Below are 25,582 nucleotides of genomic sequence, written 5' to 3'. Positions count from 1 at the left end.
CGGCGCGGCGGGGGCGGTCATGGCCGGGGCGACGGGGCAGGCGAGCGGGGCCTCGTCCCATGGCACGCGCGGCGCCGCGGCGAGCGGGGGTGGCCCCGGTGCGCGCATCGGCATGGCGCGGTCGCCCGGCGTGCCGGCCGGCCGCACCGGCTCGGGCCGCCGTTCCGGGTCGAGCGGATTGCGGCTGCGCTGCCTTTCCTCGGCCAGCGCGGCCGTCAGGGCGTCGCGCACCGCGGGGTCGGCCACCACCGGGCGCGGCGGAATCGTGCCCAGGTTCGGGAAGGGGCTGTCGGCACCTGGCGGCGCCTCGCGCCCCTCGAAGGCGGGGCCGGTCACGCGGCTCCAGATCGGGCCGATCGATTCCGGTCCCTGCCCCGCGCTGCAACCCATGCAGAGCAGCAGCGGCAGCAGCGCCGCCCACCGTGCTTGATCGCCCCGTTGGGGGCCCCTACCGTGCCAAAGCCCTGTTTCGCGGCCCATCCGACCGGTCACCCCGCCCCTGCCCCGTGCTCGGCGAAGCGGTAGCCCGAATCGGCCGGCACGCGAAGGCCAGGGCCACTTCGCAGGTACCGGAACCCCCGATGGCCGACAAAGAGTCTCCCTCCGCAGCGTCCTTCCGGCTTCCGGACCCCGCCCTGGTCAGCCGAACCATGGCCGACGTCGCCGAGCGGGGGCAGCGGATCGTCTCGGACTTCCTCAAGCGCCAGGCGGGCAGCACGACGGATCCCGACCCGCTCAAGATCGGCAACGCCTTCCTCGAGATGACCACGCGGCTGATGGCCAACCCGGCGCGGCTGGTGCAGGCGCAGCTCGGCTTCTGGCACGATTACCTCACCCTCTGGCAGAACACCGCGCGGCGCATGCTGGGCGAAGAGCCGCAGCCGGTGATCGCCGAGGACGACAAGGACCGGCGCTTCAAGGACGAGGCCTGGCGCGAGCACGAGATCTTCGACTTCATCCGGCAGACCTACCTTCTCTCCGCACGCTATTTCCGCTCGGTGGTGGAAGGCACCGAGGGGCTCGACACCCATACGGCGCAGAAGGTGGACTTCTACACGCGGCAGTTCGTCGACGCGATGAGCCCGACGAATTTCCTGATGACCAACCCGGAGGTACTGCGCCGCACCGCGGAGACCGGCGGCGAGAACCTGCTGCGTGGCCTGTCCAACCTGCTCACGGACCTCGAGCGCGGACGCGGCAAGCTCAAGATCCGCATGACGGACGACACCAAGTTCAAGGTCGGCGAGAACATCGCCGTCACCCCCGGCAAGGTGGTGTTCCAGAACGACCTGATGCAGCTCATCCAGTACGCGCCGACCACCGAGACGGTGCTGAAGCGGCCGCTGCTGATCATCCCGCCCTGGATCAACAAGTTCTACATCCTCGACCTGCGGCCGAAGAACTCCTTCATCCGCTGGGCGGTGGAACAGGGCCACACGGTCTTCGTCATCTCCTGGGTCAATCCGGACGAGAAGCTCGCCGAGAAGGGCTTCGACGACTACATGCTCGAAGGCCCCTATGCCGCGCTCGACGCCATCGAGAAGGCGACGGGGGAGAAGGGTGCGAACGTCATCGGCTATTGCCTCGGCGGCACGCTGCTCGCCTCCACGCTGGCGCACATGGCGGCGAAGAAGGACACCCGCGTGAAGAGCGCGACCTTCTTCACGACGATGATCGACTTCGAGGAGGCCGGCGAGCTCGGCGTCTTCATCGACGAGGAGCAGCTCTCCGCGCTCGAGGAGAAGATGTCGAAGCTCGGCTACCTCGAGGGCCGGGAGATGGCGACCACCTTCAACATGCTGCGCGCGAACGATCTGATCTGGTCCTTCGTGGTCAACAACTACCTGATGGGCCAGGAGCCCTTCCCCTTCGACCTGCTCTACTGGAACGACGATTCCACCCGCATGCCGGCGCGCATGCACAGCTTCTACCTGCGCCGGATGTACCAGCAGAACGACCTGGTGAAGCCGGGCGGGGTGGAGTTGCTCGGCGTGCCGCTCGACCTGCGGAAGATCAAGGTGCCGACCTACATCCTGAGCACGCGGGAGGACCACATCGCGCCGTGGACCTCCACCTACCGCGCGACGCAGATCTACAAGGGGAAGGTGCGCTTCGTGCTGGCCGCCTCCGGCCATATCGCCGGCGTCGCCAACCCGCCGGATGCCGGCAAGTACAGCCACTGGATCAACGAGGAACTGCCGCCCGATCCCGAGGCCTGGTTCAAGGGCGCGACCGAACTCGCCGGATCCTGGTGGCCGGACTGGCATCGCTGGGTCAGCGGGCTCGACAAGACCATGGTGCCCGCACGCATCCCCGGCGAGGGCGCGCTGCCCGCGATCGAGGAAGCGCCGGGCTCCTACGTCAAGGTGATGGCGACCGACTGACCCGGCGCCCGGCCGCCGCGCAGCCCGTACGCCCCGGACCCGACCGCAGGCCGCAACGAAAGCGAAGCCGCGCATGGCGCGGACGAAAGCGAAGCCGCGCATGGCGCGGACGAAAGCGAAGCCGCGCATGGCGCAGCCAAGCCGACCCTGCAACGCGAAAAGGGCGGCCCGTGGGCCGCCCCTCGTCGTGATCCGCCGGCAGGATCAGCGGCGGCTGGCGCGTGCCGGCTGCCGAGCCGCGGCGCCGCCGGCCGGGCAATCGCTGGCGGTGTAGTTCTGCGGAATGTTGCGCTCGGCCGCCAGCTTCGCAAGATCGGCGCCCGGCGTCGCCAGCGCACGCTGGAACAGCGGCTCCGCGTCGCGGCAGAAGAAGGAGCCGCTGCGGATCGCGTCCTCGGAATGCTCGTTCGCGAGGTTGGTGTTGTAGGAATCGAGACGCGTGCGCCCCTGCCCGCCGAAGCTGCGGCTGAAATGCGCCGTGGCGGCGCGCTCGGCGACGCCGAGCTCGGTGCCGAAGCGGCGGACGAACTGGTTGTAGCTCTCGCCCTTCTGGCAGTTCAGCGCGCTCACCATCAGGTAGGTGCGCAGCGCGCGGACATCGAGGGCGCTGCGCTCCTCGGGCCGGAGGCAGGCATTGGCCAGGGCGGGGCCTGCCAGGACGACGCCGCAGATCGCGGCAAGGACGGTGCGGGTCTTGGTCATGGGCGCCAGGCGCTCCCTTCAGGAATGGGCCGGGCCTGGCGCTGCCGTCCGTCCGCGGGCGACTGCGACATGGCTCCTGGTCGCGCTCATAGCCCGTTCCGCGCCACGATGGAACAGAAATTGCGCATCAATCGCCAGCCGAACCAAGGTGTTGCGGTGCGGCGTGAAGACACCGCCGTAACCTCAGGCAGCCTGCACCTTCGTCGCGCGGCGACGGCAGCGCCCGACCCGCGCGACATCGGCCAGCCGTCGGTCGAGAAAGTCCAGCGTCGGACCGAGATCCTCGGAATCGTCGCGCAGCCAGAAGGCGAGCGTGGCGCCATAGACCGCGGCCAGGGTCGCGCGGCGCGTGTACCAGGAGAAGTCGGCCGAGGTGTCGCCGGCGGCGTACCACATGGCGCTGACGGTGCGCCCGGCGGTGCGCAGCGCGGTCGGCGCATGCCACGGCAGCGCAAGCAGCGCCACCGCCTGCCGCACCGCATCCTTGTGCGGCGTGGCCTGACGCAGCCGGGTCGCGATCAGGCTGCGGATGCGGTCCGGCGTCCGCAGACCGGACAGTTCGCCCGCGGCCTCGGCCATCTCGCGGTCGGCGAGGTCGAGCCAGGCCTCCACCGCCGAGACGGCGCCACGGGGAAAGAGGAAGATGGCCTCCTCCTCGGGCAGGCCGGCCTCATGCAGCGCCGCGGCGATGGCCCGACCGGTCCAGCCGCGCGCGGGCACCAGGGGCAGCAGGGCGCGGATGACCGCGTCGCGGCTGGCGCGGTCGGCGTGCTCCGTCGGGTTGGTCATGTCTCCTCCTTGACCGCGGCGCGCTCGGCGGCGGCGCGGGCGAGTTCCTCATGGAAGCCGAACAGCGAGAGATCCTCCATGCGCATCGGGTAGAGGACGCCATCGAGGTGGTCGGTCTCGTGCTGCATGACGCGGGCGACGAGGCCCGCCGCCTCCCCCTCGACGGCCTGGCCGTCGATGTCGAGGCCGCGGAAGCGGATGCGCGTGGCCCGCCGCACCGCGCCGCGCAGGCCGGGGATGGACAGGCAGCCTTCCCAGGCGGTCTCGGTCTCCTCCCCCACCTGCTCCAGTTCGGGGTTGATGAGGGCGGAAACACCCCCCGCCCCGGTGCGCCATACAAAGAGGCGCAGCCCGACATGGACCTGCGGCGCGGCGAGGCCGATTCCGCCGGAATCCTCCATGGTTTCGGCCATGTCGGCGACCAGGCGCCGGATCTCGGGCGCGGTCGGGTCCTCCACCTCGGCGGCGGCGGCGAGGAGGATTGGGTGGCCCATGCGGGCGATCTTCAGGATGGCCATGGCGGTCCGAGGGCTGGGGAAAGGGGGCGCCGTCCTTGATATAGGGCGCCTCGCCAGCATGGGAGGGCTTCCGGAACGGCACGAATCCATGCTACACGCTGCGCCTCTGCCGCGGACCGGGTGACCGGCCGCGCCAAAAGCCTTTGCCTTTCGCCACATCCAACGCGCAGGAGGTTGCGCCGCGTGCAAGTCGTCGTTCGGGACAACAATATCGACCAGGCGCTGAAGGCGCTGAAGAAGAAGCTCCAGCGGGAAGGCGTTTTCCGCGAGATGAAGCTTCGCCGCCACTACGAGAAGCCGTCCGAGCGTCGTGCGCGCGAGGCCGCCGAGGCCGTCCGCCGCGCCCGCAAGGTCGAGCGCAAGCGCCTGGAGCGCGAGGGCTTCTGAAGCCCTGACCGCCACCCCGGCCACGGGGCGGCAGCGAGACGCCGAAGCCGCGGCGCGGGGGATGCTCCGCGGTCCGCGGTTTTTGCTGCGCCGATGGTTCAGCCGACCAGGTCGAACTGCCGCAGCAGGGCCGAACCCGCCAACAGCAGGATGGCGAGGCCGACCACCGCCATCAGCGGGCGCTCGGGGATATGGCGGGTCGCGAGCGCCGCGAAGGGGGCGGCCACCGCCCCGCCGATCACCAGCCCCACGACGACCTGCCATATCCCGAGACCGATGGTGGCCGCGAAGGTCGCGCTGACGATCGCGGCAACGAAGAATTCCGCCGCATTGCAGGTGCCGATCGCGATGCGCGGTTCGGCGCCATGCGCGATCAGGCTCGACGTGACGATCGGCCCCCAGCCGCCCCCGACCACGCCATCGAGGAACCCCCCGCCGGCGCCGACCACCGAGGCGGTGGCGTGGTGCCTGTCGGAACGCTCCACCGGATGCCAGGACCGGCGGAGCACGGCGAAACCCATGACCACGAGGTAGATGCTGACCGCGGGCTTCAGCAATTCGACCGGCAGGTAGCTCGCGACCAGCGCCCCCGCCACGCCGCCGATCATCCCCGGCACGGCGAGGCGCCGCATCAGCTTCATGTCGACATGGCCGAGCCGCCAATGGGCAAGGCCCGAGGGGATGGCCGTACCGATCTTGGCCGTGTGCACGCCGGCCGAGACAACGGCGGGCGGAACCCCGGCAGAGAGGAGGAAGGCACTGGCGGTCACGCCGCCGGCCATGCCGATTGCGCCATCGACGAACTGGGCGACGAAGCCGATGGCGACGAAAAGCAGGATCTCCGTAGTCAGGGCAGGTCCTCCGGATCAGATGACCGCCACCAACGCCTTGCCGGTGGCGCCGGCGACGCATTCTCCCCGCCGTCGCGCGTCACGCGCTCCTGCGCACTGAAGCTTGCCACAGGCCGCGCCGGGTTGGGAGGACCGCGCCTAGAGCGGATTCCGATCAGGTGGACCTCACCTGATCGGGTGAAGATGCTCGCGAAAGCAGGTGTCTGGAGCATTTGCCGTGAGCGGAGACGAACGGAAGCCGCTCTAGCCCCGCCGTGCTCCGCAGGAGGGGGCGGGGGCCGGAATCCGGCAGATCCCCGCTCCGCCGGGGCTCGCCGGCGCGTGAACCATCCGCGCCCACTGGAGCAGATCCCGACAGATCGAATCGCCTGACCGGTGAAGCAGCCCGTCCGAGTGAAGAGCCGCAGCGGCCGCCACGAACCCGTGCGAACGGAAGCCGCTCTATTCCAGGCCGAGCGAGATCAACATGTTGCGCAGAGACAACAGCATGATCACGACCGCGACGATGATCATCAGCGGCCGGTCCGGCAGTTTCCTCGTGATCAGGGCGGCGAAGGGCGCGGCCAGGCAGCCGCCGAGCACCAGCCCCAGGATCACCGGCCAAAGCTCCAGCCCGATGGTCGCAAAGAAGGTGATCGTGACTGAGAAGGTGACGAAGAATTCCGCGGCATTGGTCGAGCCGATCGCCAGCCGCGGCACATTGCCCCGGCCGATCAGCGTGGAGGCCACGACCGGCCCCCAGCCGCCGCCGCCGATGGCATCAAGGAAGCCGCCGCCGAAACCGAGCAGCGTCGGGTTGTGCGGCGTCCTGTCCTCGGACGGCGGTCGCAACGCCCTGAACAGGATGAGGCCGCCCATCGCGATGAGCCAGGCGGCGACCACCGGCCTGACATAGGCCACAGGAAGGTCGGTCAGCACATAGGCGCCGAGCACCCCGCCGCAGACCCCGGGAATGGCAAGGCGCGCCATCAGGTGCAGGCTGACATTGCCCACCCTCCAATGGGCGAAGCCCGAGGCGCCCGTGGTGACGACCTCGGCGGCATGCACGCTGGCGCTGGCAACCGCCGGAGGTATGCCCATCGACATCAGCACGCTCGTCGCGGTCACGCCGTAGGCCATTCCGATGGCGCCATCGACCATCTGGGCGGCGAAGCCGACCACGACGAACAGAAGGAGGTCGTCCATGCGTGCCCCTCCTCCGTGGCGCAGCAGCTACCGCTGCAGCGCCTGCACGACCTCCTGCGTCACCTTCTTGGCGTCGCCGAACAGCATCATCGTGTTCGGCCGGTAGAACAGCTCGTTCTCCACGCCCGCGTAGCCGGAGGCCATGCCGCGCTTCACGAAGAACACCGTCTTGGCGCGCTCCACGTCGAGGATCGGCATGCCGTAGATCGCGCTCGACTTGTCGGTCTTCGCCGCCGGATTGGTGACATCGTTGGCGCCGATGACGAAGGCGACGTCGGCATCGGCGAATTCGGGGTTGATCTCCTCGAGTTCGAAGACCTCGTCGTAGGGCACGTTCGCTTCCGCGAGCAGCACGTTCATGTGCCCGGGCATGCGGCCGGCGACGGGATGGATCGCGTACTTGATCTCCGCCCCTTCCTTCTTCAGCAGGTCCGCCATCTCGCGGAGCACCTGCTGCGCCTGCGCCACCGCCATGCCGTAGCCCGGCACGATGATGATCTTCTGCGCGTTCTTCATCATGTAGGCGGCGTCTTCCGGCGAGCCGGCCTTGACCGGCGGCCGGTCGGCGTCGCCGCCGCCGGCCGCGGCCGTGCCGCCCTCGGACCCGAACCCGCCCAGCAGCACGTTGATGATGCTGCGGTTCATGCCCTTGCACATGATGTAGGACAGGATGGCGCCCGAGGCGCCCACCAGCGCGCCGGTCACGATCAGCAGCAGGTTGCCGATGGTGAAGCCGATGCCCGCCGCCGCCCAGCCGGAGTAGCTGTTCAGCATCGAGACGACGACCGGCATGTCCGCCCCGCCGATCGGGATGATCAGCAGGAAGCCGAGCGCGAAGGACAGGATCGCGATCAGCCAGAACAGCAGCCCGTTGCCGGTGGCGACGAAGGTGATGACCAGCACCAGCAGCAGGATGCCGAGGCCGAGGTTCAGCCAATGCTGCCCGTTGAAGGTGATCGGCGCGCCCGACATCTTTCCCGCCAGCTTGGCGAAGGCGATAACCGAGCCCGAGAAGGTGATCGCGCCGATGGCCAGGCCGAGCGACATTTCCACCAGCGACTGCCCGTGGATGTGCCCGCGCGTGCCGATGCCGAAGCTCTCGGGCGCGTAGAAAGCGGCCGCGGCGACGAAGACCGCCGCCATGCCGACCAGCGAGTGGAAGGCCGCGACGAGCTGCGGCAGCGCCGTCATCTGGATCCGCTGGGCGACGATGGTGCCGACAGTGCCGCCGATGGCGAGGCCGGCGACGATCAGCGTGATGCCGCCGAAGCCCATGCCCGGCTTGAACAGCGTGGCGAGAATGGCGATGCCCATCCCGATCATGCCGTACATGTTGCCGGTACGGCTGGTCTCGGGGTGGCTCAGCCCGCGCAGCGCCAGGATGAAGAGAACCGACGCGACCAGGTAGGCGAGCGTCGAAAGCGTGGTCGCCATCGGCTCAGCCCCCCTTCTTCTTGAACATCGCGAGCATGCGCCGCGTCACCATGAAGCCGCCGAAGATGTTCACCGCGGCGAGCGTCACGGCCAGGAAGCCGAAGATCCGCGCCACCACCGTATCGGCCGTGCCGGCGGCGAGGATGGCGCCCACCACGATCACCGAGGAAATCGCGTTGGTCACGCCCATCAGGGGCGAATGCAGCGCCGGGGTGACGTTCCACACCACGTGGTAGCCGACGAAGCAGGCCAGCAGGAAGATCGTCAGCAGATAGAGGAAGGGCTCCGCGGCCGCGGCCACGGGGGCGGCCGCCTCGGCGGCGCGCCTCGCCTGCTCGGCCAGTTCCAGCGCGCGCTGCGCCATGGACTGGGCCTGTGTTGCGAGTTCCGTCGCGTTCATCGTCCCTGCCCCCTTACGCCGCCGGCTTCATCAGCGGATGGACCACGGCGCCGCCGCGCGTCAGCGTCACGCCCTTCACGATCTCGTCCTCCTCCGGCAGCTTCGGCGCCTTGGCGTCCTTGTCCCAGAAGGTGGACAGGAAGGTGAGGAGGTTGCGCGCATAGAGCGCCGAGGAAGCCGCCGGCAGGCGCCCGGGCCAGTTGGTGAAGCCCAGCACCTTCACGCCGTTCCCGGTCACCACCAGCTCGCCCGGCTGCGTGACCGCGCAATTGCCGCCGGCATCGGCGGCGATATCCACGATCACCGAGCCCGGCTTCATCGAGGCGACCATGGCGGCGGTGACCAGCGTCGGCGCGCGGCGCCCCTGCACCAACGCGGTGCAGACCACGACGTCCTGCTTGGCGATGTGGCCGGCGACCACCTCCGCCTGCTTGGCGTAGAATTCGGCCGAGAGCTGCTTGGCATAGCCGCCGGCGGTCTGGGCGGCCTTGCTCTCCTCATCCTCGTAGCCGACGAAGCTGGCACCCAGAGACTTGATCTCCTCCTTCGCCGCCGGCCGGACGTCGGTCGCGGAGACGCGGCCACCGAGGCGGCGGGCCGTCGCGATCGCCTGCAGCCCGGCGACGCCCGCGCCCATGATGAAGACATTGGCGGCCGGCACCGTCCCGGCCGCCGTCATCATCATCGGGAAGCCCTTGTCGTAGGCTGCCGCGCCCTCGATCACCGCGCGGTAGCCCGCGAGGTTCGCCTGGGACGACAGCACGTCCATCGACTGCGCGCGGGTGATGCGCGGCAGCAATTCCATGGAGCAGGCGTCGATCCCGGCCGCGGCGTAGCGCGCGGCGCCCTCGGCGTCGGCGCCGAGGATGCCGATCAGCAGTGCTCCCCTCGGGATGGCGGCGAACTCGTCCACCTCCCCTTCCCCGGCGGCGAGCGGCGCGCGGACCTTCAGCACGATGTCGGCCCCGGCCAGCGTCTCGGCCGCCGAGCCGGCGAGCTTCGCCCCGGCCTCGCCAAAGGCCACGTCGGTCAGGCCGGAGGCAAGGCCCGCGCCCTGCTCCACCGTCACCTCGAGGCCCATGGCGGTGAATTTCTTGACGGTTTCGGGCGTTGCCGCGACGCGGGTCTCCCCGCTCCGACGTTCCTTCAGGACCGCAAGCTTCATCCGGGAGGTCTCCCTGCGCCCAACTCGTACGGCATCGGACCTACAGGGGGCGCGGCGGGGTGTCCAGCGCGGCGCGGTGACGGCCTGCTCGCCCCACCCAACTCCGAACGGCCGGTCTCGCGGCGGGCGCCGCCAGGGCGGATCGCGACCGGGCGGAATCAGCCCTCCGGGTGAAGATGGTCGCCCAACAGGGCGCCGGAGCGGTCATCCTGCACCAGGGCGAACGGAGACCTCCCCAATGTGCTGCCCGCTACTTTCGCCGGAGATCCGGCGACGGAAGCGGACAGGCACGACATCAGGCCGGCGCCGGAACGCCGGCCTGCGCCAGCGCCGCCTGCTGCCGCTCGGCGAGCCTGGTCTCGTCGAAATCCGCGACCAGCTCGTGGAACAGGTCGTGCCAGTTCACCTTCGCCCCGAGCCGCAGGAACACCGAACCCAGCCCGATCGCCGCCCGGTCCATCAGCGGGAATTCCCGCGGTACCCGCACGCCGCCGGTGCGCTTCAGCCCGGCATGCACCTGCTCGGCGATCCTGCGCCCGTACATCGGGTCGTCGCTGACCTGGATCGGCCGCACGCGATCATCGAGCAACGGCTCGTAGAGGAAGCGCGCCCACATGTTGAGCACTTCCATCGTCTCCCGCTTGAGGTCGCGGAAGCCCCAGATTCGGTAGGCCTCGGCGGCCTTGTCGAAATCGTCGTCGCGCACCGCCTCGTAGAGCATGATCACGCCGCCGATGAAGGCCGGCGGGAAGACGCGGATCACGCCGAAGTCGAGCAGGTTGATGCCCCAGCCGCCATTCTCCGGGCATTCGCCGCGCACCTGGTAGTTGCCGAGATGCGGGTCGCCATGGATGACGCCGTAGCGATACAGGGGCACGTACCAGGCACGGAACAGGGCGCGGGCATAGGCGGCGCGCTCCTCCTCCGGCGGGTCCTCGTCGATGCGGGCCTGGATGGCGCGGCCTTCGAGCCAGGTCATGGTCAGCAGCCGGCGGGTGCAGTAGCCCTCGACCGGTTCCGGCACGCGCACGCCGGGCACGCCTGCCAGCATCAGGCCATAGAGCCGCTGCTGCGCGGCCTCCCGCAGGTAGTCGAGCTCCTCCCGCAGCCGGTCGGCGAGCTCGAGATAGGCCTCGTCGTTCTCGAGCGTCGGGTCCATGCGGCGATAGATCGCCATGGCGATCTTGAGCTGGCGTAGGTCGGCCTCCACAACGGAGGCCATGTCCGGATACTGCAGCTTGCAGGCGACGCGGCCGCCATCCGGCAGCACCGCACGGTGCACCTGTCCGAGCGAGGCCGCCGCCGCCGCCTCGCGCTCAAAGGAAGCAAATTTCGATTCCCAGGCGGGGCCGAGCTCGTTCGCCATGCGCCGCCGCACGAAGGGCCAGCCCATGGGCGGGGCATTGGCCTGCAGGGTCGCGAGTTCCTTGGCGTATTCCGGCGGCAGCGCGTCCGGCACGGTGGAGAGGAACTGCGCCACCTTCATCATCGGCCCCTTGAGTCCGCCGAGGATGGCCTTGAGGTCCTCCGCATGGGATGCCGCGCCGCCCTTCATGCCGAAGATGCGCTGCCCGGCGACGCGCGCGGCGATGCCGGTGACGGCGCCGGAGGTGCGCAGCATGCGCCGCGCCTCCCCGAACAGCGTGCTGCCTTCCCGTTCAGCCATCCGCGCGCTCGAGCTCGTCGATGAAGCCCGAGATCACATCGAGGCCCTTCGCCCAGAAGGCCGGGTCCGCCGCGTTCAGCCCGAAGGGCGCGAGCAGTTCCCGGTGCCGCAGCGTGCCGCCGGCGCGCAGCATGTCGAGGTACTTGCCCTCGAAGTCCTGCACGCCCCCGTCGCGATAGACGCCATACAGCGCGTTCACGAGGCAATCCCCGAAGGCGTAGGCATAGACGTAGAAGGGCGTGTGCACGAAGTGCGGCACATAGGACCAGTAGACGCCGTAGTCGGGCGTGAACTCGAAGGCCGGGCCGAGGCTTTCCGTCTGCACCTGCATCCACAGCTCGGCGATGCGCTCATGCGCGACCTCGCCCTTGCGGCGTTCGTCGTGCAGCAGCGTCTCGAAGCGGTAGAAGGCGATCTGGCGGACCACCGTGTTCAGCATGTCCTCGACCTTGCCGGCCAGCATGGCGCGGCGGCGGCGCGGGTCGGTCTCGGCATCGAGCACGGCGCGGAAGGTCAGCATCTCGCCGAACACCGAGGCGGTCTCCGCCAGCGTCAGCGGCGTCGAGGACATCAGGTAGCCCTGCCCGCCGGCGAGGATCTGGTGCACGCCATGCCCAAGCTCGTGCGCCAGCGTCATCACGTCGCGCGCCTTGCCGTGGTAGTTCAGCAGCAGATAGGGATGCGCCGAGGGCACCGTCGGATGCGCGAAGGCGCCGGACGCCTTGCCCGGCCGCAGCGCCGCATCGATCCACGGCTTGTCGAAGAAGCGCCTGCCGATCGCCGCGAGCTCCGGGCTGAAGGCGGCGTAGGAGGCCAGCACGCGCTCCACCGCCTCGGGCCAGGGCACCAGCCGGTCGTCCTCGTCCGGCAGCGGCGCGTTGCGGTCCCAGTGCTGCAGCTTCGGCAGGCCGAGCCACTTCGCCTTCATCGCGTAGTAGCGGTGCGACAGGCGCGAGTAGGAGGCGCGGACGGCGGAGACGAGCGCGTCCACCACCTCGTCCTCCACCATGTTGGAGCGGTTGCGGTAGGAACCGGGGCGCGGGTAGCGGCGCCAGCCGTCCTCGATCTCCTTGTCCTTCACGAGCGTGTTGGTGATCAGCGAGAACAGCCGCACCCGCTCCCCGAAGGCCGCCGAGATGCCTTCCGCCGCCGCCGCGCGGCGCGCGCGGTCACGGTCCGAGAAGCGGTTGAGCGCGGCGGAAACCGTCAGTTCCTCCTCGCCCACCTTCACCTTCATGGTGGCGATGGTCTCGTCGAACAGGCGCACCCAGGCGGAACGGCCGGCGACCTCCTTCTCGTGCAGCAGCTTCTCGGCCTCGTCCGAAAGCTGGTGCGGGCGGAAGACGCGCAGGTCGCGCAGCCAGGGGCGCCAATGCGCGAGGGCGGCGGAGCCGGCGGCCTTCGCCTCCAGCGCCTGGTCCTCGAGCCGGTTCAGCTCCAGCGTGAAGAACAGCAGGTGGGAGGAGATGGTCGTCACCCTCTCCTGCGTCGTCTGGTAGAAGCGGCCGTTGGCCGGATCCTGCGCATCGCCGCTGAAGAGCAGCCCGGCGAAGGAGGTGACGCGGCCGAGCCGCTCCCACATCGCCTCGTATTCCGAGATGGCCTGGGCCAGGGCATCGCCCGCCAGCCCGCCGAGATGACCGGAGAGCCGCGCCTCGAAGGCGCGGGCCTCCTGCTCGGTGCGGTCGAGGTCGGCGGCGAGGCGCGGGTCGTCCGGCCCGGCATAGAGGTCGGAGAGGTCCCAGACGGGCAGCGCGGCTTCCGCGGCGGCGGCGTCGAGGGGGGCGCGGGCGGGGGTGGGGAGATGCTTGCGGGTCACGCTGCCCATATAGGCGAAACGAGGACTTGGCCAAGCGCTTCCGCCGCCCCTACATCCCCCGAGGACATTGCGGGGAAGATACATGCCGTATTCGCCAGGGACCTGGCCGACGCTGCCGGCGATGATGCTGTCGCGGGCGGCGGAATGGGCCGACCGCCCGCTGTTCCGCCACTGGCAGGGCGGCGCCTGGCAATCGCTGCGCTGGGGGGATTTCGCGGTGCAGGTAGCCGCGGTCGCGGCCTTCCTGCGCGGCCGCGGCATCGGCCCTGGCGACCGCGTCCTGCTGGTCAGCGAAAATCGCCCGGAATTCCCGATCGCCGACACCGCCATCATGGCGGTCGGCGCCATCACCGTGCCGACCTACACCACCAACCTGCCGGGCGACCACGCGCATATCCTGCGCGATTCGGGGGCGCGGGCGGCGATCGTCTCGACCCGCAGGCTCGCCGAGCGGGTGCTGGAAGGCGCGGCCCTCGCCGATGGCCTCGACCTGCTGGTCTGCTGCGAGGACCCGCCCGCCCAGGCTGGCCTCGTGGCTCACGGCTGGGCCGAGGCCCTGGCGACCCCTGGCGACCCCGCGATGCTCGCGGCCGAGGCGGCCGCCGTGCCGAGCGACAGCCTCGCCTGCCTGATCTACACCTCCGGCACCGGCGGCCCGCCCAAGGGGGTGATGCTGCCGCACCGCGCGCTGCTGGCGAACCGGGACGGCGTCGCGCCGCTGGTCAAGCGGCTCGGGCTGATCGGGGAATGCTACCTCTCCTTCCTGCCGCTGTCGCACGCCTACGAGCACACGGTGGGCGGCTTCCTGCTGCCCTCGCTGGGGCTGGAGGTGGTCTATTCGCGCGGGGCGGACCGGCTCGCGCACGAACTCGCGGAGATCAGGCCGGCCATCGTCACCGCCGTTCCCCGGCTGTTCGAGGTGCTGCGCGGGCGCATCCTGCACGGCCTCGAGAAGGAGAGCGCCTTCAAGCGCCGGCTGTTCGACCGCACCGTGGAGCTCGGCCTGCGCCGGATGGACGGCCCGCCGCTCGGCCTGTTCGAGAGGCTGCAGGATGCCGTGCTCGACCGCCTGGTGCGGGAGAAGTCGCGGGCGCGATTCGGCGGGCGGCTGCGGGCGATGGTCTCGGGCGGCGCGCGGCTCGACCCGGAACTCTCGGGCTTCTTCATCGCCCTCGGCCTGCCGGTGATCCAGGGCTACGGGCAGACCGAGGCCGGGCCGGTGGTCAGCGTCAACCTGCCCTGGGCCAACCGGCGCCACACCGTCGGTCCGCCGCTCAAGGGCGTCGAATGCCGCATCGCCGAGGATGGCGAGGTGCTGGTGCGCGGCGACCTGGTGATGACCGGCTACTGGAACAACCCGGAGGCGACGGCCTCCTCGCTCAAGCCCCTGCCCGGGGACCCGCCCGGCGAAGCCCCCTGGCTGCACACCGGCGACATCGGCGCGCTGGAGGACGGCTATCTCCGCATCACCGACCGCAAGCGGGACTTCATCAAGACGCTCGGCGGCGACATGGTCAGCCCGGCCAAGATCGAATGTCTGCTGATGGCCGAGCCGGAGGTGCACCAGGCGCTCGTCTCCGGCGAAGGCAAGCCGGCGCTCGTCGCCCTGATCGTCCCGAACGAGGGCATGGCGGAGAAGGTGGCCGAGGCGGTGCGCCGGGTGAACGCCAAGCTGCCGACCATCGAGCGCATCCGCCACTGGGCGGTGACCGAACCCTTCACCATCGAGAACGGCCTGCTGACGCCGACCCAGAAGGTGAAGCGCCGCGCGGCGATCGAGGCGCGCACGGCGGAGGCGGAGAAGCTCTGGGGCTGAAGGGGCCGGTCGCGCAGGACCTGCTCCGGCGGCTGCCCATCACGACCTTCGTCGCGCTTCAGCCCGACATCGGGCGAGGCCTGGACCGCTGGCCGCGGAGGCGCGAGGCTGCCGCATGACCATCGCCCCCCGCGACTCCCTCGCCGCGCTCTGGCGCCTCGCGGGGCTCGATGCCGCCGCCCTGCCGGAGGTCGCGCTCTCCGGCACGGATCCGGTGCTGCCGTCCACCTTCGCGGTCGGCACCGCCGCGGTGGCGAGCATCGCCGCCGCCGGGTCCGCGGCGGCCGGCATCCACGCCGCGCGCGGTGGCGGGCGGCAGCGGCTCGCGGTGGACATGGCCCATGCACTGACCGAGTTCCGCTCCGAGCACCATCTGAGGATCGGCGGCAAACGGGTGCACGAGGGCTGGGACCGGATCGCCGGGCTGCACCAGTGCGGCGACGGGCGCTGGGTGCGGCTGCACACCAACTTCCCGCACCACCGCGACGGCATGCTGCGGCTGCTCGGCTGCGACTACGACCGCGATGCGGTCGGCCGCGCCCTGCAGGGCTGGACGGCCGAGGCGCTGGAAACCGCCGCCGCCGAGGCCGGCCTGGTGGCGACCATGACGCGCAGCCTCGACGAATGGGCGTCGCAGCCCCAGGGCCAGGCGGCGGCCGGGCTGCCCGCCGTGACGATCGAGCGCATCGGCGAGGCGCCACCCACCCCGCTGCCGCCGGCTGCCGCGCGGCCGCTCGCGGGGCTGCGCGTGCTCGACCTCACGCGGGTCATCGCCGGACCGGTCGCCGGGCGGACGCTCGCCGCGCATGGCGCCGAGGTGCTGCACATCACGGGGCCGCACCTGCCCTCGATCCCGGCGCTCGTCATGGATACCGGGCGCGGCAAGCGCAATGCGGCACTCGATCTGCGGCAGGAAGCCGACCGGGCGCGGCTGCGCGGGCTCGCCGCCGGCGCGGATGTGTTCCTTCAGGGCTATCGGCCGGGCGCGATGGCGGGCCACGGCTTCGCGCCGGAGCAGCTTGCCGCGCTGCGTCCCGGGATCGTCTGCGTCTCGCTCTCCGCCTACGGGCATCTCGGTCCCTGGGCCGGGCGGCGCGGCTTCGATTCCCTGGTGCAGAACGCCAACGGCATCAATGACGCGGAAGCCGTGGCCGCCGGCGAGGCCAGGCCACGTCCCCTGCCCTGCCAGGCGATCGACCACGCCTCGGGCTACCTGCTCGCCTTCGGCGCCATGGCGGCGCTGCTGCGCCGCGCGCAGGAAGGCGGGTCCTGGCTCGTGCAGGTTTCGCTGGCCGGCACGGGGGAGTGGATCAAGCGGCTCGGGCGCGTCGCGGGCGGGCTCGCCGCGCCGGAAGTTCCCGACGCCGCGGTCGCCAGGCTCCTCGAGTCCGGCGAGAGCGGCTTCGGCCAAATGACGGCCGTGCGGCACAGCGCGGTGTTGAGCGAGACCCCGGCGCGCTGGACGCTGCCGGCGATGCCGCTCGGCAGCCATCCCCCCGCCTGGCTGGCCTGATCAGCCGCGCCGGCGATCGAGCCACAGCATCGCCAGCGCCGTCAGGGCGGAGCCGGCGGCGATCAGCACCAGCGTGACGCGCCAGGCGAGGATGCTGTGCGCCCCGCCGGTCGCATGCAGCACCAGGCCAACCGCGACGATCGCGGCGAAGGCGGCGGCATTGGCGACGCCCGACATCAACGCCAGCGCCGCGCTCGGATTGCGGCACCAGCACCAGCAGGCTCGGCGGCAGCGCGCCGGCTTCCCAGGTGACGGTGCGGCTGCGGGTATTCGGCATGGCCCGTCTTCCTTATTGGATCCAATGGATGGATCTCGTGATGCGATCATCCGGGCAATGGGAGTTCGCGCGGCGGGGAATGATTGATTCCCGGCCCGGAAACCCGCCATCTGGGGCCATGGAGAGGGAGCATCACCGCCACGCCGCGCCGCCCGATGACACCACCCCGTCCGGGCGGGAGAGCTATCGCCACGGCAACCTTCCGGCCGCCGCGACCCAGGCGGCCCTGGAACTCGTGGTGGCCGAGGGGCACGAGAAGCTCAGCCTGCGGGCCGTCGCGCAGAAGGTCGGCGTGGCGCACCGCTCCCTCTACAACCACTTCGCCGATCGCCAGGCGCTGCTCGATGCGGTGGCCGAGCAGGGGTATCTGCGGCTCGCGGCAGGGCTGGAGAGCGCTGCGACCCGGGGCGAGTTCATCGCCGCCTATGTCCGCTTCGCGGTGGACAACCCCGCACTCTACTGGCTGATGAAGAGCCGCCCGCACGCGACGATGAAGCGGAGGCCAGGGCTGCAGCGCGCCGCGCAGTTCGGCATCACGGTGGGGCTGCGGCTGTTCGGCGATCCGGCGGCGAGCCCGGCCGCGAATCGCCGCGCGGTGATGAAGGTGCTGATCCTGCTGCATGGCGGCATCTCCCTGCATCTCGGCGGCATCCTCGACGTGCCGGGGGATGAGGGGCTGATCGCCGAGCTCCAGGCGATGATCGCGACCGACGCGGCATGAGCACATCGCGCGACGCCGCCGGCGAGGCGATGGGCCGCCTGGTGCCGGCGGTCCTCGATGCGCTGGCCGTGCTGGAGCATGCCGCCCGCCACCTCGACCCCGACACGCTGCAGGCGCTGACCGCGGCGATCGGCACGCGGGGATCGCAGCTCGGCCCAGCGCTCGAAGCCGCCCGCGCGTTGCACTGGCCGGAGGGGCTTGCGCCGGTGCGGGACTGCCTGGTCGGGGCCGCCGAGGCGGCGCAGCGCGGCCTGATGGAGCTGAGCTCCGCGATGGACGCGCCGGACCCGCTGCGCGCGGCCTTCCGCGCCGTGCGGAGCTACGCGCCGGCCTGCGAGGCGCTGTACCCTCTCGCCGCCTTCCTCACGCCCGTCGGCCGGTTCTTCCTGACGGAGCACGCGCGGGACGATACGGCGCTCATCGCCAGCCTCGCCGCGCGGCCGGGCCAGGACGGCACCGGCACGATGGCGATCGGCGGGCCACCCGGCACGCGCGGTGGCGCATCGCTCTACGTGCCCGAGTACCACGAGCCGTCACGGCCCTGGCCACTGATCGTCGCGCTGCATGGCGGCAGCGGGGATGGCAGGGCTTTCCTGTGGAACTGGCTGCGGGAGGCACGTTCCCGCGGCTGCATCCTGCTCGCGCCGACCGCCACGGGCCGCACCTGGTCGCTGCAGGATCCGGCGCAGGACGGCGCGAACATCACGCGGCTGGTCGCGCAGGTGGCGAAGGGATGGTCGGTCGATCCGTCCCGCATGCTGCTGACCGGGATGAGCGACGGCGGCACCTTCTCGTACCTGCATGGTCTCGGCGCGGAGGCGGCCTATTCGCATGTCGCGCCGGTCGCGGCGGCCTTCCACCCGATCATGGTGAGCATCACCGATCCTGCGCGGCTGCGCGGCCTGCCGGTCTTCATCCTGCACGGCGAACGCGACTGGATGTTCCCGCCCGAGACGGCGGAGCGCGCGGCCGACGTGCTGGCGGCCGCCGGTGCCGCGGTCCGTCACGAGGAGATCCCGGACCTCGCCCATGCCTACCCGCGCGAGGCGAATGCCGCGATCCTGGACTGGTTCCTCGGTGCGTGAAGTCCGCCGGCCTTCGTGCTGACCGGCATCAGCATTCTGTTTCCGCGCGTGACCACCCCGCCAGCCCGCGCGCCGTCACCGCCTCGCCCGCCCTGGCCCCGCCTCGTGTCCTTTCCGCCGGTGCGCCCTGGTGACGGACATGGAAGGTGGGGGTCCGCGCGAGCTCTTCCCCGGCCTTTCCCGGGAGCGGCTTCCGTTCGCCTGGCCTGCCGACGACCGCTCCAGCCTCCTGACACCAACGGCCGCTATTCGCGACCGCCGGAATCCGGCTTTCCGTGCCCTCAGGCGCCGGGCGCAAACTTCCGGTTTGCCTGGCTTCGCCGGACCACCGGCGGGCCGCATTCCGGATACCGGGCCACGTTGCAAGGCAAGGTGACCGGCTGCCCGTCGCGGCCTCGGCACGAGTCACGAAGTCGGGCCGCTGGCATGAATCGCGAACACCTTCACCCGATCGGGTGATGCCACCTGATCGGGATCTGGCCTATGCCGCGATCGCGCTCCGCCCGAGGATCGCACCCCCGCGCAGCGCCCCCGCTTCCGTCGCCCCCCACTGCACGCGGTGCCCTTCCGGCAGCGCGCGGCTGAATGGCACCGCGAGCCAGATGCGCAGCAGCACGCGATGCGCCCCTGCCGCCGCGTCATCCGCATAGGCGGTGCGCCCGTGGTAGGTGACGTGCTGGTTCAGCAGCTGGATATCGCCCGGCGTGAAGGGCGCCTCGGCGCAAAGCTCGTCGGCGATCGCGGCAAGCACGTCCATCGCCTCGACCTGCTCGGGCCGCAGCGGCGGCACCCCCGGCTGGTCATGCGCCATCTCGACATAGGTGCGGCTGTACTGGCTGGTGAAGGCGCCGCTCGGCCCGCGCGCGAAGACCGGCATGCGGAAGACGCGGTCGCTGTGCTTGGCGCCCTCCTCGTCGGTCGGTCGCATGCGCCAGAAATCCTGGTAGAGCACGCGCAGCAGGTCGGGTCGCCGGCGCGCCATCTCGTCATGGATCGCGACGGTGGAGACGACGCGCGACACGCCGCCGGCGATGCCGTTGGAGGCGCAGAGGAGGCAGAGCAGGTCGCACTTGTCGGTGTGGAAGCGCAGCGGCCCGGTGGAGCGGGAGCGTGCCCGCGCGGAGGGCACCGGCCCCGGCCCGCCGCCGGTCACCGCGATGCCCTGCCCGGTCTCGTCCTTCACCTCGGCGAGCACCTCGCCGGTGGTGTTCTGGAAGAGCGGGGTGCCGATATTGGCGCACAGGCCCCAGAACAGCGTCTTGAGATCGTCGCGCGACAGGCGCTCCACCGGCAGGCCCGAGAGCCGCACGACGCCGGCGCCGTTCTCGAGTTCCTCGGTGACCGCGGCAAGCAGCGGGGCGAGGGCCGGGATGACGAAATGCTGCTTCGCGATGGCCGGCACCTTGCGGCCGGCGGCCTTGACCGCGGCAAGGGCGGATTCGAGCGCGGCGACTTCCTCGGCGGCGAGGCGGCGGGGCCAGAAGCCGCGGGTGGCGAGTTCCGCGCCGCGCCAGGCGGCGGCGCCGCCGATCGGGGTGATGGCGTTGTCCATGGCGTTGTCCCTCAGTTCACGCTGATGCCGCGGTCGCGGATGATGCCCGCCCAGCGGGCGGATTCCGCCGCGATGCGCTGGGCGAAGCCGGCGCGGGTGTTGGGCAGGTAGATAAGCCCCTGCTCGGCGAGGAAGCGCTGCATCTCGGGAAGTTGCGCGACCTCGGTATAGGTGGCGTAGAGGCGGTCGAGCACCGGCTCGGGCGTGCGCGCCGGTGCGATCACCGCATACCAGGTGACGACCTCGATGCCGGGCTGGCCGGCCTCCGCCAGGGTCGGCACCTGCGGAAGCTGCGGCACGCGCGCGGGCGTGGTGACGGCGAGCGCCCGCACACGTCCGTCGCGGATGGCGGGCAGGATGGTCGGCAAGGTCTCGAACATCGCCTGGATGTCGTTGGCGAGCAGCGCGATCAGGCTGTCGGCGTTGCCGCGATAGGGAACGTGTTCCATGGCGATGCCGTCGCGCTGCCTGAACATCTCGAAGATCAGGTGCTGCGCCGTGCCGATGCCGACCGAGCCGTAGTTCAGCTTCCCCGGCTGCGCCTTGGCGAGGGCGATCAGCTCCGCGACGGAGTTCACCGGCAGGTCCTTGTTGATCACGAGCACCAGCGGGGAGGCCGCGAACATCGTCACCGGCGCGAGATCCCGTGCCACGTCGAAGGGCATGTCGCGGTAGAGGTTCGGGAAGATGGTCAGCGGGCCGAGATTGCCCATGCCGATGGTGTAGCCGTCGGGCGCGGCGCGGGCGACCTCGGCAACGCCGATGCGCCCGCCGGCGCCGGGCTTGAAGTCGTTGACGATGGTCTGGTCGAGGGCGGCGCCGACGCGGTCGTTGAAGGCCCGCGCGATGAGGTCGTTGAGCCCGCCCGGCGGCCAGGGCACCACGAAGCGGATCGGCCGCGCGGGCCAGGCCGGCGCCTGGGCCATGGCCGCCGGCGCGGCGAGGGAGAGCAGGGCGGGCAGCGATCGGCGCAGCAAGGTCATGGGCGTCTTCCGGCGGAAAGGCGACACTACGCCCCTCCCCGGCCCCGGCGGTCAATCGGGGAGGTGGCGCCGATCGGCGCCGCGGGCCCGGCGCCTGACCAGAGCTGCGGCAGGGCTGCCTCCTTCCGAGGCCCTCGGGGGGGGGGGACCGCATCGCCGAACGAACATCGCATCGCGTTCCGCGAACCGTGCGGTAACGACGCGCCCGCCCTGCGTCGCGGCGCGGCATGGCACGAAGGCGGCCGGGCATGTCGCACACGCGGCGGCCACGGGCCTCATCCCGCAACGCAGCAGCGCGGCCACGTCGGGCGGTGCGCTCTCAACCTCGACCCCGGCGAGCTGGCGGCATGAGTTGTCCTCCGAACTCCGGGGAGTGTCATTCCGCGTCGGATGCGAAGACGGTCATGCGGCTTCGCGCCGCCCGGCCCGGCGCGCCGTCCGGGGCATGACAAACGCCGCAGGTTGGAACGCCTTGCCCAAGGGCGGGACGCACCGCCGATCACAACGGCGACAGCGGCTTTAGACTTTGCATCGGGGCCAATATCGGTCTTGGATCGATACTGCAACGGCGACTCGGATTGCGGCATGCTGCATACGCATTGCGGCATCCATGACGTCGGGGAAGGAAGCTGCGGATGCACGACCGACTGCACGCCGATGAGGCGTTCGGCCCGGCGATGGTTTCGACCGGCCACCTGCCGCCCAACCCGACCGTGGACACGCTGGTGGAGGAAGCCTGGCAACGCTATCGCGACGTCGGGGACGGCAAGGTCGCGGACTACATCCCGGCATTGGCCAAAGCCTCCGCCGACTGGTTCGGCATCTGCGTCGCCGGCGTCGACGGCGTCACCCATGCGGTGGGCGACACCGACCGCGCCTTCTCGATCCAGTCGATCTCCAAGCCCTTCGTCTTCGCCCTGGTCTGCCAGGCGCTCGGCGGCGGCCGTGCGCGGGCGAGCGTGGGCGTCAACGCCACCGGCCTGCCGTTCAATTCCGTCATGGCGATCGAGCTCAACGCCGAGCGCACCATGAACCCGATGGTCAATGCCGGCGCGATCGCCACCACCAGCCTCGCCCCCGGCGCCAATGCCGAGGAACGCTGGCGCTTCATCCGCGAAGGCCTTTCGCGCTTCGCCGGGCGCGAGCTGCGGATGGACGAGGAGGTCTATGCCTCCGAGGCCGCAACCAACCAGCGCAACCAGGGCATCGCCCGGCTGCTGGTCGGCTACGGGCGGATGTACAGCGACCCGGACGAGGCGACCGACATCTACACCCGCCAATGCGCGCTGAACGTCACCGCGCGGGACCTCGCGGTGATGGGCGCGACGCTCGCCGACGGCGGCGTGAACCCGATCACCGGGGAACGCGTCGTCGATGCCGAACGCTGCAAGCGCATCCTCGCCGTGATGGCGACCGCGGGCCTCTACGAGCAGTCCGGCGACTGGCTCTACGAAGTGGGCCTGCCGGGCAAGAGCGGCGTCGCCGGGGGGCTGGTGACGATCGCGCCGGGCAAGGGCGGGCTCGGTGTCTTCTCGCCGCCGCTCGACGCCGCGGGCAACAGCGTGCGCGGACAGCTCGTGACGCGCTTCCTGTCGGAGCGGCTGGGCCTCAATCTCTTCGCCTCGCAGCCCGCAGCGTGAGGCGCGACGCGAGCACGAATCACGAAAGCAGGGGAAACGACCGATGAGCGGCACGGCCGAGGCCGAGACCCGACAATCCTGGGTACCGATGATCGCGATCGCGCTCGGCCAGGTGCTGATGTCCTTCAACGTCGCCGCCCTGCCCGTCTCGCTGGCCGGCATGGTGGCGAGCTTCGAGGTGCCGCCGACCACGGTGGCGACCGGCATCGTGATGTATTCGCTCTCGGTGGCGGGCTTCGTCATGCTGGGCGCGAAGCTGGTGCAGCGCTTCGGTTCCACCGCGGTGTTCCGGGTCGTGGTCGGGCTCTTCGCCGTCGCGCAGGTACTGATGGTGATCGCGCCGGCGGCGACGGTGATGCTGGCGGCGCAGCTCCTCGCGGGCCTGGCGGCGGCGGTGATCGTGCCGGCGCTGGTGGCGCTGATCGCGCACCACTACCGCGGCGCGCAGCAGGCGACGGCGGTGGGCGCGCTGGGCTCGGCGCGCGCCGGCGCGGGCGTCGCGGCCTTCCTGATCGGCGGCATGCTCGGCACCTTCATCGGCTGGCGGCCGGTCTTCGGCATCCTCGTGGCGCTGGCGGCGGTGGTGTTCGCCCTCTCCTTCCGCCTGAAGCCCGAGGAGTCGCGGCCGGAGGTGAAGATCGACATCGTCGGCGTCCTGCTCGCCGCCGCGGCGATCATCCTGGTGGTGTTCGGCTTCAACAACCTGAACCGCTGGGGCCTCGGCGTCGCGCGGCCGGGCGCGCCCTTCGATGTCTTCGGCATGTCCCCGGCGCCGCTGATGATCGTGACCGGGGCGATCCTGCTGCAGCTCTTCATCGGCTGGTGCCGCCGCGTCGCGATGAAGGGCGGCACGCCGCTGCTCGACCTGCGCGTCATCACCTCGCGCGAGGAGCGCGCGGCGGTCTACGCCATGTTCACCGTGGTCGGGCTCGAGGCCATGCTGAACTTCACCGTGCCGCTCTACATCCAGATCGTGCAGGGGCGCACGCCGATCGAGACGGCGATCGCCATGATGCCCTTCAACCTGACGGTGTTCTTCACCGCCATGCTGGTGGTGAGGCTGTACGACAAGGTGACGCCGCGCCGCATCGCGCAGGGCGGCTTCCTGCTGTGCATCGTCGGGCTGCTGTGGCTCGCCTTCGTGGTGCGCAACGACTGGTCGGCGGTGCCGGTGATGTTCGGGCTGATCACCTTCGGCCTCGGCCAGGGCGCGCTGGTGACGCTGGTGTTCAACGTGCTGGTCACGGCGGCGCCGAAGGAACTGGCGGGCGATGTCGGCTCGCTGCGCGGCACGACGCAGAACCTCGCCGCCGGCGTCGGCACGGCGGTGGCGGGCGCGCTGCTGGTCGGGCTGCTCTCCGCCGGCATCCTTTACCGCATCGCGGAGAACCCGCAGCTTCCGCCGGCGGTGATCTCGCAGATCGACCTCGACAGCATCAACTTCGTCAGCAACGACCGGCTGCTCGCCATCATGGAGCGCACCGGCGCCGCGCCCGACCAGGTCGCCGAGGCGGTGCGCGTCAACACCGAATCCCGCCTGCAGGCGCTCAAGATCGGCCTGCTGATCATGGCGGCGGTGGCGGCGCTCGCCATCGTCCCGGCGAGCCGGCTGCCCGGCTACAAGCCCGGCGAGATCCCAGACGGCATCACGCCGCGCGGCGCCGCCGCCCGGCGGGAGGAGAAGGAAGCGTGAGCCGGAAGCGGCTGATCGTCCTCTCGCTCGGCGGCACCATCACCATGGTGCCGCAGGCCGAGGGCGGCATCGCGCCGAAGCTCGGCGCCGCGGAGCTGGTCGCCTCCGTCCCGGAACTGGCGCAAGTGGCCGGGATCGAGGCGGACAGCCCTGCCCGGCTGCCCAGCCCTTCCCTGAAGCCCGACCACCTGGTCGCCGTCGCGCGGCGCATCGAGGATGCCTTCGCCGCCGGCGCGGACGGTGCCGTCGTCATCCAGGGCACCGATACGATCGAGGAATCCGCCTTCCTCCTCGACCTCCTGGTGGGGGGCGACAAGCCGGTCGTCATCACCGGCGCGATGCGCGGCGCCGATGCGCCCGGCGCGGACGGCCCTGCCAACCTCCTCGCCGCCGCGCGCGTGGCGGCGAGCGAGGAGGCGCGCGGCCTCGGCACTCTCGCGGTGCTGAACTACGACATCCACGCCGCGCGCTTCGTGCAGAAGACCCACACCACCCTGCCCTCCGCCTTCGGCTCGCCGATGGCCGGGCCGATCGGCGCGGTGGCGGAGGGGCGGACGCGCCTCTTCGCCCGCATCGGGCGCCTGCCGGTGCTGCCGGCCGATGGCGGGCCGCCGCGCCCGGTGGCGCTGCTGAAATGGGCGATGGGCGACGACGGGCGGCTGCTCGGCGCCTTGCCCGGCCTCGGCTACGCCGGGGCGGTGATCGAGGGCATGGGCGCAGGCCACGTGCCGGCCGAGGCAGCGCAGGCGCTGGGCGAACTCGCGGCGCGGATGCCGGTGGTGCTGGCATCGCGCGCCGCCGCCGGGCCGGTCTTCACCCGCACCTACGGCTATCCGGGCGGGGAGATCGACCTGATCCGGCGCGGGCTGATTCCGGCCGGCCTGCTTTCCGGGCTCAAGGCCCGGCTGCTGCTCGGCCTCGCCTTGCGCGGCGGCGCGGGGCAGGCCGCCGCCGCGACCGCCTTCGCCCCCTATCAATGAGCCGGTGCATCCCGCCGGCCGG

At 71.1% G+C, this 25,582-nt stretch carries 22 protein-coding genes and 1 pseudogene; 9 read left to right on the top strand and 14 right to left on the bottom strand.

All coding sequences use genetic code 11. The features are described 5' to 3' along the window. Positions 1–336, bottom strand: a pseudogene (locus GXW74_RS24185) (hypothetical protein); the annotation flags it as partial. A 245-nt stretch (positions 337–581) separates the two neighbouring features. Here GXW74_RS24185 and GXW74_RS24180 point away from each other — a divergent pair. Beyond that, positions 582–2,384 carry a PHA/PHB synthase family protein gene (locus GXW74_RS24180; RefSeq protein ID WP_211849162.1) on the top strand — a complete coding sequence of 601 codons (1,803 nt, stop codon included), beginning with the start codon at positions 582–584 and terminating at the stop codon, positions 2,382–2,384. Positions 2,385–2,588: 204 nt separating this feature from the next. Here GXW74_RS24180 and GXW74_RS24175 read toward each other — a convergent pair whose 3' ends face one another. From GXW74_RS24175 to def, 3 genes are all read right to left on the bottom strand, one after another. Further along, positions 2,589–3,086 (bottom strand): hypothetical protein, encoded by a 498-nt coding sequence (locus tag GXW74_RS24175; protein WP_211849161.1) that lies wholly within the window; start codon positions 3,084–3,086, stop codon positions 2,589–2,591. A 183-nt stretch (positions 3,087–3,269) separates the two neighbouring features. Beyond that, a complete protein-coding gene (locus tag GXW74_RS24170; protein ID WP_211849160.1) occupies positions 3,270–3,875 on the bottom strand; it encodes a COQ9 family protein in 606 nt (201 codons plus the stop codon). Then, a complete protein-coding gene (def, locus tag GXW74_RS24165) occupies positions 3,872–4,393 on the bottom strand; it encodes a peptide deformylase (protein ID WP_211849159.1) in 522 nt (173 codons plus the stop codon). The genes GXW74_RS24170 and def overlap by 4 nt, the downstream gene beginning before the upstream one ends. A 183-nt stretch (positions 4,394–4,576) precedes the next feature. Here def and rpsU point away from each other — a divergent pair, with 183 nt between their 5' ends. Next, positions 4,577–4,780, top strand: coding sequence for a 30S ribosomal protein S21 (rpsU, locus tag GXW74_RS24160; RefSeq protein WP_007006360.1), 204 nt, complete (start codon positions 4,577–4,579; stop codon positions 4,778–4,780). A 98-nt stretch (positions 4,781–4,878) separates the two neighbouring features. On the opposite strand, the gene GXW74_RS24155 is transcribed toward rpsU, so the two are convergent. The 7 genes from GXW74_RS24155 to GXW74_RS24125 all read right to left on the bottom strand — a co-directional run bounded on the left by GXW74_RS24155 (position 4,879) and on the right by GXW74_RS24125 (position 13,300). Beyond that, complete coding sequence (locus GXW74_RS24155) at positions 4,879–5,601, bottom strand: sulfite exporter TauE/SafE family protein (RefSeq protein ID WP_338148318.1); 723 nt, start codon at positions 5,599–5,601, stop codon at positions 4,879–4,881. Positions 5,602–6,072: 471 nt separating this feature from the next. Further along, positions 6,073–6,816 (bottom strand): sulfite exporter TauE/SafE family protein, encoded by a 744-nt coding sequence (locus GXW74_RS24150; protein WP_211849158.1) that lies wholly within the window; start codon positions 6,814–6,816, stop codon positions 6,073–6,075. Positions 6,817–6,843: 27 nt separating this feature from the next. Further along, positions 6,844–8,250, bottom strand: coding sequence for an NAD(P)(+) transhydrogenase (Re/Si-specific) subunit beta (locus GXW74_RS24145; RefSeq protein WP_211849157.1), 1,407 nt, complete (start codon positions 8,248–8,250; stop codon positions 6,844–6,846). 4 nt (positions 8,251–8,254) lie between these two features. After that, positions 8,255–8,650 (bottom strand): NAD(P) transhydrogenase subunit alpha, encoded by a 396-nt coding sequence (locus tag GXW74_RS24140; protein WP_211849156.1) that lies wholly within the window; start codon positions 8,648–8,650, stop codon positions 8,255–8,257. Positions 8,651–8,663: 13 nt separating this feature from the next. Then, positions 8,664–9,815 (bottom strand): Re/Si-specific NAD(P)(+) transhydrogenase subunit alpha, encoded by a 1,152-nt coding sequence (locus GXW74_RS24135; RefSeq protein WP_211849155.1) that lies wholly within the window; start codon positions 9,813–9,815, stop codon positions 8,664–8,666. Positions 9,816–10,110: 295 nt separating this feature from the next. Further along, complete coding sequence (locus tag GXW74_RS24130; RefSeq protein WP_211849154.1) at positions 10,111–11,481, bottom strand: ABC1 kinase family protein; 1,371 nt, start codon at positions 11,479–11,481, stop codon at positions 10,111–10,113. Beyond that, positions 11,474–13,300: a M3 family oligoendopeptidase gene (locus GXW74_RS24125; protein ID WP_408903890.1), complete on the bottom strand. Its 1,827-nt coding sequence runs from the start codon at positions 13,298–13,300 to the stop codon at positions 11,474–11,476. The genes GXW74_RS24130 and GXW74_RS24125 overlap by 8 nt, the downstream gene beginning before the upstream one ends. An 82-nt stretch (positions 13,301–13,382) precedes the next feature. Between GXW74_RS24125 and GXW74_RS24120 the strand changes: the two genes are divergently transcribed. Both GXW74_RS24120 and GXW74_RS24115 read left to right on the top strand, forming a co-directional pair. After that, positions 13,383–15,116: an AMP-dependent synthetase/ligase gene (locus GXW74_RS24120; protein WP_211849152.1), complete on the top strand. Its 1,734-nt coding sequence runs from the start codon at positions 13,383–13,385 to the stop codon at positions 15,114–15,116. 115 nt (positions 15,117–15,231) lie between these two features. Further along, positions 15,232–16,629: a CoA transferase gene (locus tag GXW74_RS24115; protein ID WP_211849151.1), complete on the top strand. Its 1,398-nt coding sequence runs from the start codon at positions 15,232–15,234 to the stop codon at positions 16,627–16,629. Here the strand turns inward: GXW74_RS24115 and GXW74_RS24110 are convergent, their stop codons facing one another. Next, positions 16,630–16,806, bottom strand: a complete 177-nt coding sequence (locus GXW74_RS24110) for a hypothetical protein (RefSeq protein WP_211849150.1) — start codon at positions 16,804–16,806, stop codon at positions 16,630–16,632. It abuts the gene before it with no gap. A 218-nt stretch (positions 16,807–17,024) separates the two neighbouring features. Between GXW74_RS24110 and GXW74_RS24105 the strand changes: the two genes are divergently transcribed. Together GXW74_RS24105 and GXW74_RS24100 are read left to right on the top strand one after the other, a co-directional pair. Continuing rightward, positions 17,025–17,627, top strand: a complete 603-nt coding sequence (locus GXW74_RS24105) for a TetR/AcrR family transcriptional regulator (protein ID WP_211849149.1) — start codon at positions 17,025–17,027, stop codon at positions 17,625–17,627. Next, positions 17,624–18,712 carry a dienelactone hydrolase family protein gene (locus GXW74_RS24100; RefSeq protein WP_211849148.1) on the top strand — a complete coding sequence of 363 codons (1,089 nt, stop codon included), beginning with the start codon at positions 17,624–17,626 and terminating at the stop codon, positions 18,710–18,712. The genes GXW74_RS24105 and GXW74_RS24100 overlap by 4 nt, the downstream gene beginning before the upstream one ends. A 481-nt stretch (positions 18,713–19,193) precedes the next feature. Here GXW74_RS24100 and GXW74_RS24095 read toward each other — a convergent pair whose 3' ends face one another. Beyond that, complete coding sequence (locus GXW74_RS24095) at positions 19,194–20,264, bottom strand: TauD/TfdA family dioxygenase (RefSeq protein ID WP_211849147.1); 1,071 nt, start codon at positions 20,262–20,264, stop codon at positions 19,194–19,196. Between the two features lie 11 nt (positions 20,265–20,275). Then, positions 20,276–21,247, bottom strand: coding sequence for a Bug family tripartite tricarboxylate transporter substrate binding protein (locus GXW74_RS24090; RefSeq protein ID WP_211849146.1), 972 nt, complete (start codon positions 21,245–21,247; stop codon positions 20,276–20,278). A 635-nt stretch (positions 21,248–21,882) separates the two neighbouring features. On the opposite strand from GXW74_RS24090, the gene glsA reads away from it, so the two are divergent. Genes glsA through GXW74_RS24075 form a run of 3 tightly spaced genes read left to right on the top strand, consistent with a single transcriptional unit; the run spans position 21,883 to position 25,560 of the window. After that, a complete protein-coding gene (gene glsA / locus GXW74_RS24085; RefSeq protein WP_211849145.1) occupies positions 21,883–22,887 on the top strand; it encodes a glutaminase A in 1,005 nt (334 codons plus the stop codon). Positions 22,888–22,930: 43 nt separating this feature from the next. Then, positions 22,931–24,580 carry an MFS transporter gene (locus GXW74_RS24080; protein WP_246524021.1) on the top strand — a complete coding sequence of 550 codons (1,650 nt, stop codon included), beginning with the start codon at positions 22,931–22,933 and terminating at the stop codon, positions 24,578–24,580. Next, complete coding sequence (locus GXW74_RS24075; protein WP_211849144.1) at positions 24,577–25,560, top strand: asparaginase; 984 nt, start codon at positions 24,577–24,579, stop codon at positions 25,558–25,560. The genes GXW74_RS24080 and GXW74_RS24075 overlap by 4 nt, the downstream gene beginning before the upstream one ends. Positions 25,561–25,582 lie beyond the last annotated feature (22 nt).

Source organism: Neoroseomonas eburnea (assembly GCF_018129005.1).
GTDB classification, from domain to species: Bacteria; Pseudomonadota; Alphaproteobacteria; order Acetobacterales; family Acetobacteraceae; genus Neoroseomonas; species Neoroseomonas eburnea.
The sequence above is the reverse complement of the archived record's forward strand: the minus strand, read 5'-3'. Positions and strand labels throughout refer to the sequence as shown.

Excerpts from the sequence above, each read along its gene's own strand:
- GXW74_RS24180 (WP_211849162.1), top strand. The coding sequence starts at position 582 with ATGGCCGACAAAGAGTCTCCCTCCGCAGCGTCCTTCCGGCTTCCGGAC.
- GXW74_RS24175 (WP_211849161.1), bottom strand. The coding sequence starts at position 3,086 with ATGACCAAGACCCGCACCGTCCTTGCCGCGATCTGCGGCGTCGTCCTG.
- GXW74_RS24170 (WP_211849160.1), bottom strand. The coding sequence starts at position 3,875 with ATGACCAACCCGACGGAGCACGCCGACCGCGCCAGCCGCGACGCGGTC.
- def (WP_211849159.1), bottom strand. The coding sequence starts at position 4,393 with ATGGCCATCCTGAAGATCGCCCGCATGGGCCACCCAATCCTCCTCGCC.
- GXW74_RS24150 (WP_211849158.1), bottom strand. The coding sequence starts at position 6,816 with ATGGACGACCTCCTTCTGTTCGTCGTGGTCGGCTTCGCCGCCCAGATG.
- GXW74_RS24145 (WP_211849157.1), bottom strand. The coding sequence starts at position 8,250 with ATGGCGACCACGCTTTCGACGCTCGCCTACCTGGTCGCGTCGGTTCTC.
- GXW74_RS24140 (WP_211849156.1), bottom strand. The coding sequence starts at position 8,650 with ATGAACGCGACGGAACTCGCAACACAGGCCCAGTCCATGGCGCAGCGC.
- GXW74_RS24135 (WP_211849155.1), bottom strand. The coding sequence starts at position 9,815 with ATGAAGCTTGCGGTCCTGAAGGAACGTCGGAGCGGGGAGACCCGCGTC.
- GXW74_RS24130 (WP_211849154.1), bottom strand. The coding sequence starts at position 11,481 with ATGGCTGAACGGGAAGGCAGCACGCTGTTCGGGGAGGCGCGGCGCATG.
- GXW74_RS24120 (WP_211849152.1), top strand. The coding sequence starts at position 13,383 with ATGCCGTATTCGCCAGGGACCTGGCCGACGCTGCCGGCGATGATGCTG.
- GXW74_RS24115 (WP_211849151.1), top strand. The coding sequence starts at position 15,232 with ATGACCATCGCCCCCCGCGACTCCCTCGCCGCGCTCTGGCGCCTCGCG.
- GXW74_RS24110 (WP_211849150.1), bottom strand. The coding sequence starts at position 16,806 with ATGTCGGGCGTCGCCAATGCCGCCGCCTTCGCCGCGATCGTCGCGGTT.
- GXW74_RS24105 (WP_211849149.1), top strand. The coding sequence starts at position 17,025 with ATGGAGAGGGAGCATCACCGCCACGCCGCGCCGCCCGATGACACCACC.
- GXW74_RS24100 (WP_211849148.1), top strand. The coding sequence starts at position 17,624 with ATGAGCACATCGCGCGACGCCGCCGGCGAGGCGATGGGCCGCCTGGTG.
- GXW74_RS24095 (WP_211849147.1), bottom strand. The coding sequence starts at position 20,264 with ATGGACAACGCCATCACCCCGATCGGCGGCGCCGCCGCCTGGCGCGGC.
- GXW74_RS24090 (WP_211849146.1), bottom strand. The coding sequence starts at position 21,247 with ATGACCTTGCTGCGCCGATCGCTGCCCGCCCTGCTCTCCCTCGCCGCG.
- glsA (WP_211849145.1), top strand. The coding sequence starts at position 21,883 with ATGCACGACCGACTGCACGCCGATGAGGCGTTCGGCCCGGCGATGGTT.
- GXW74_RS24080 (WP_246524021.1), top strand. The coding sequence starts at position 22,931 with ATGAGCGGCACGGCCGAGGCCGAGACCCGACAATCCTGGGTACCGATG.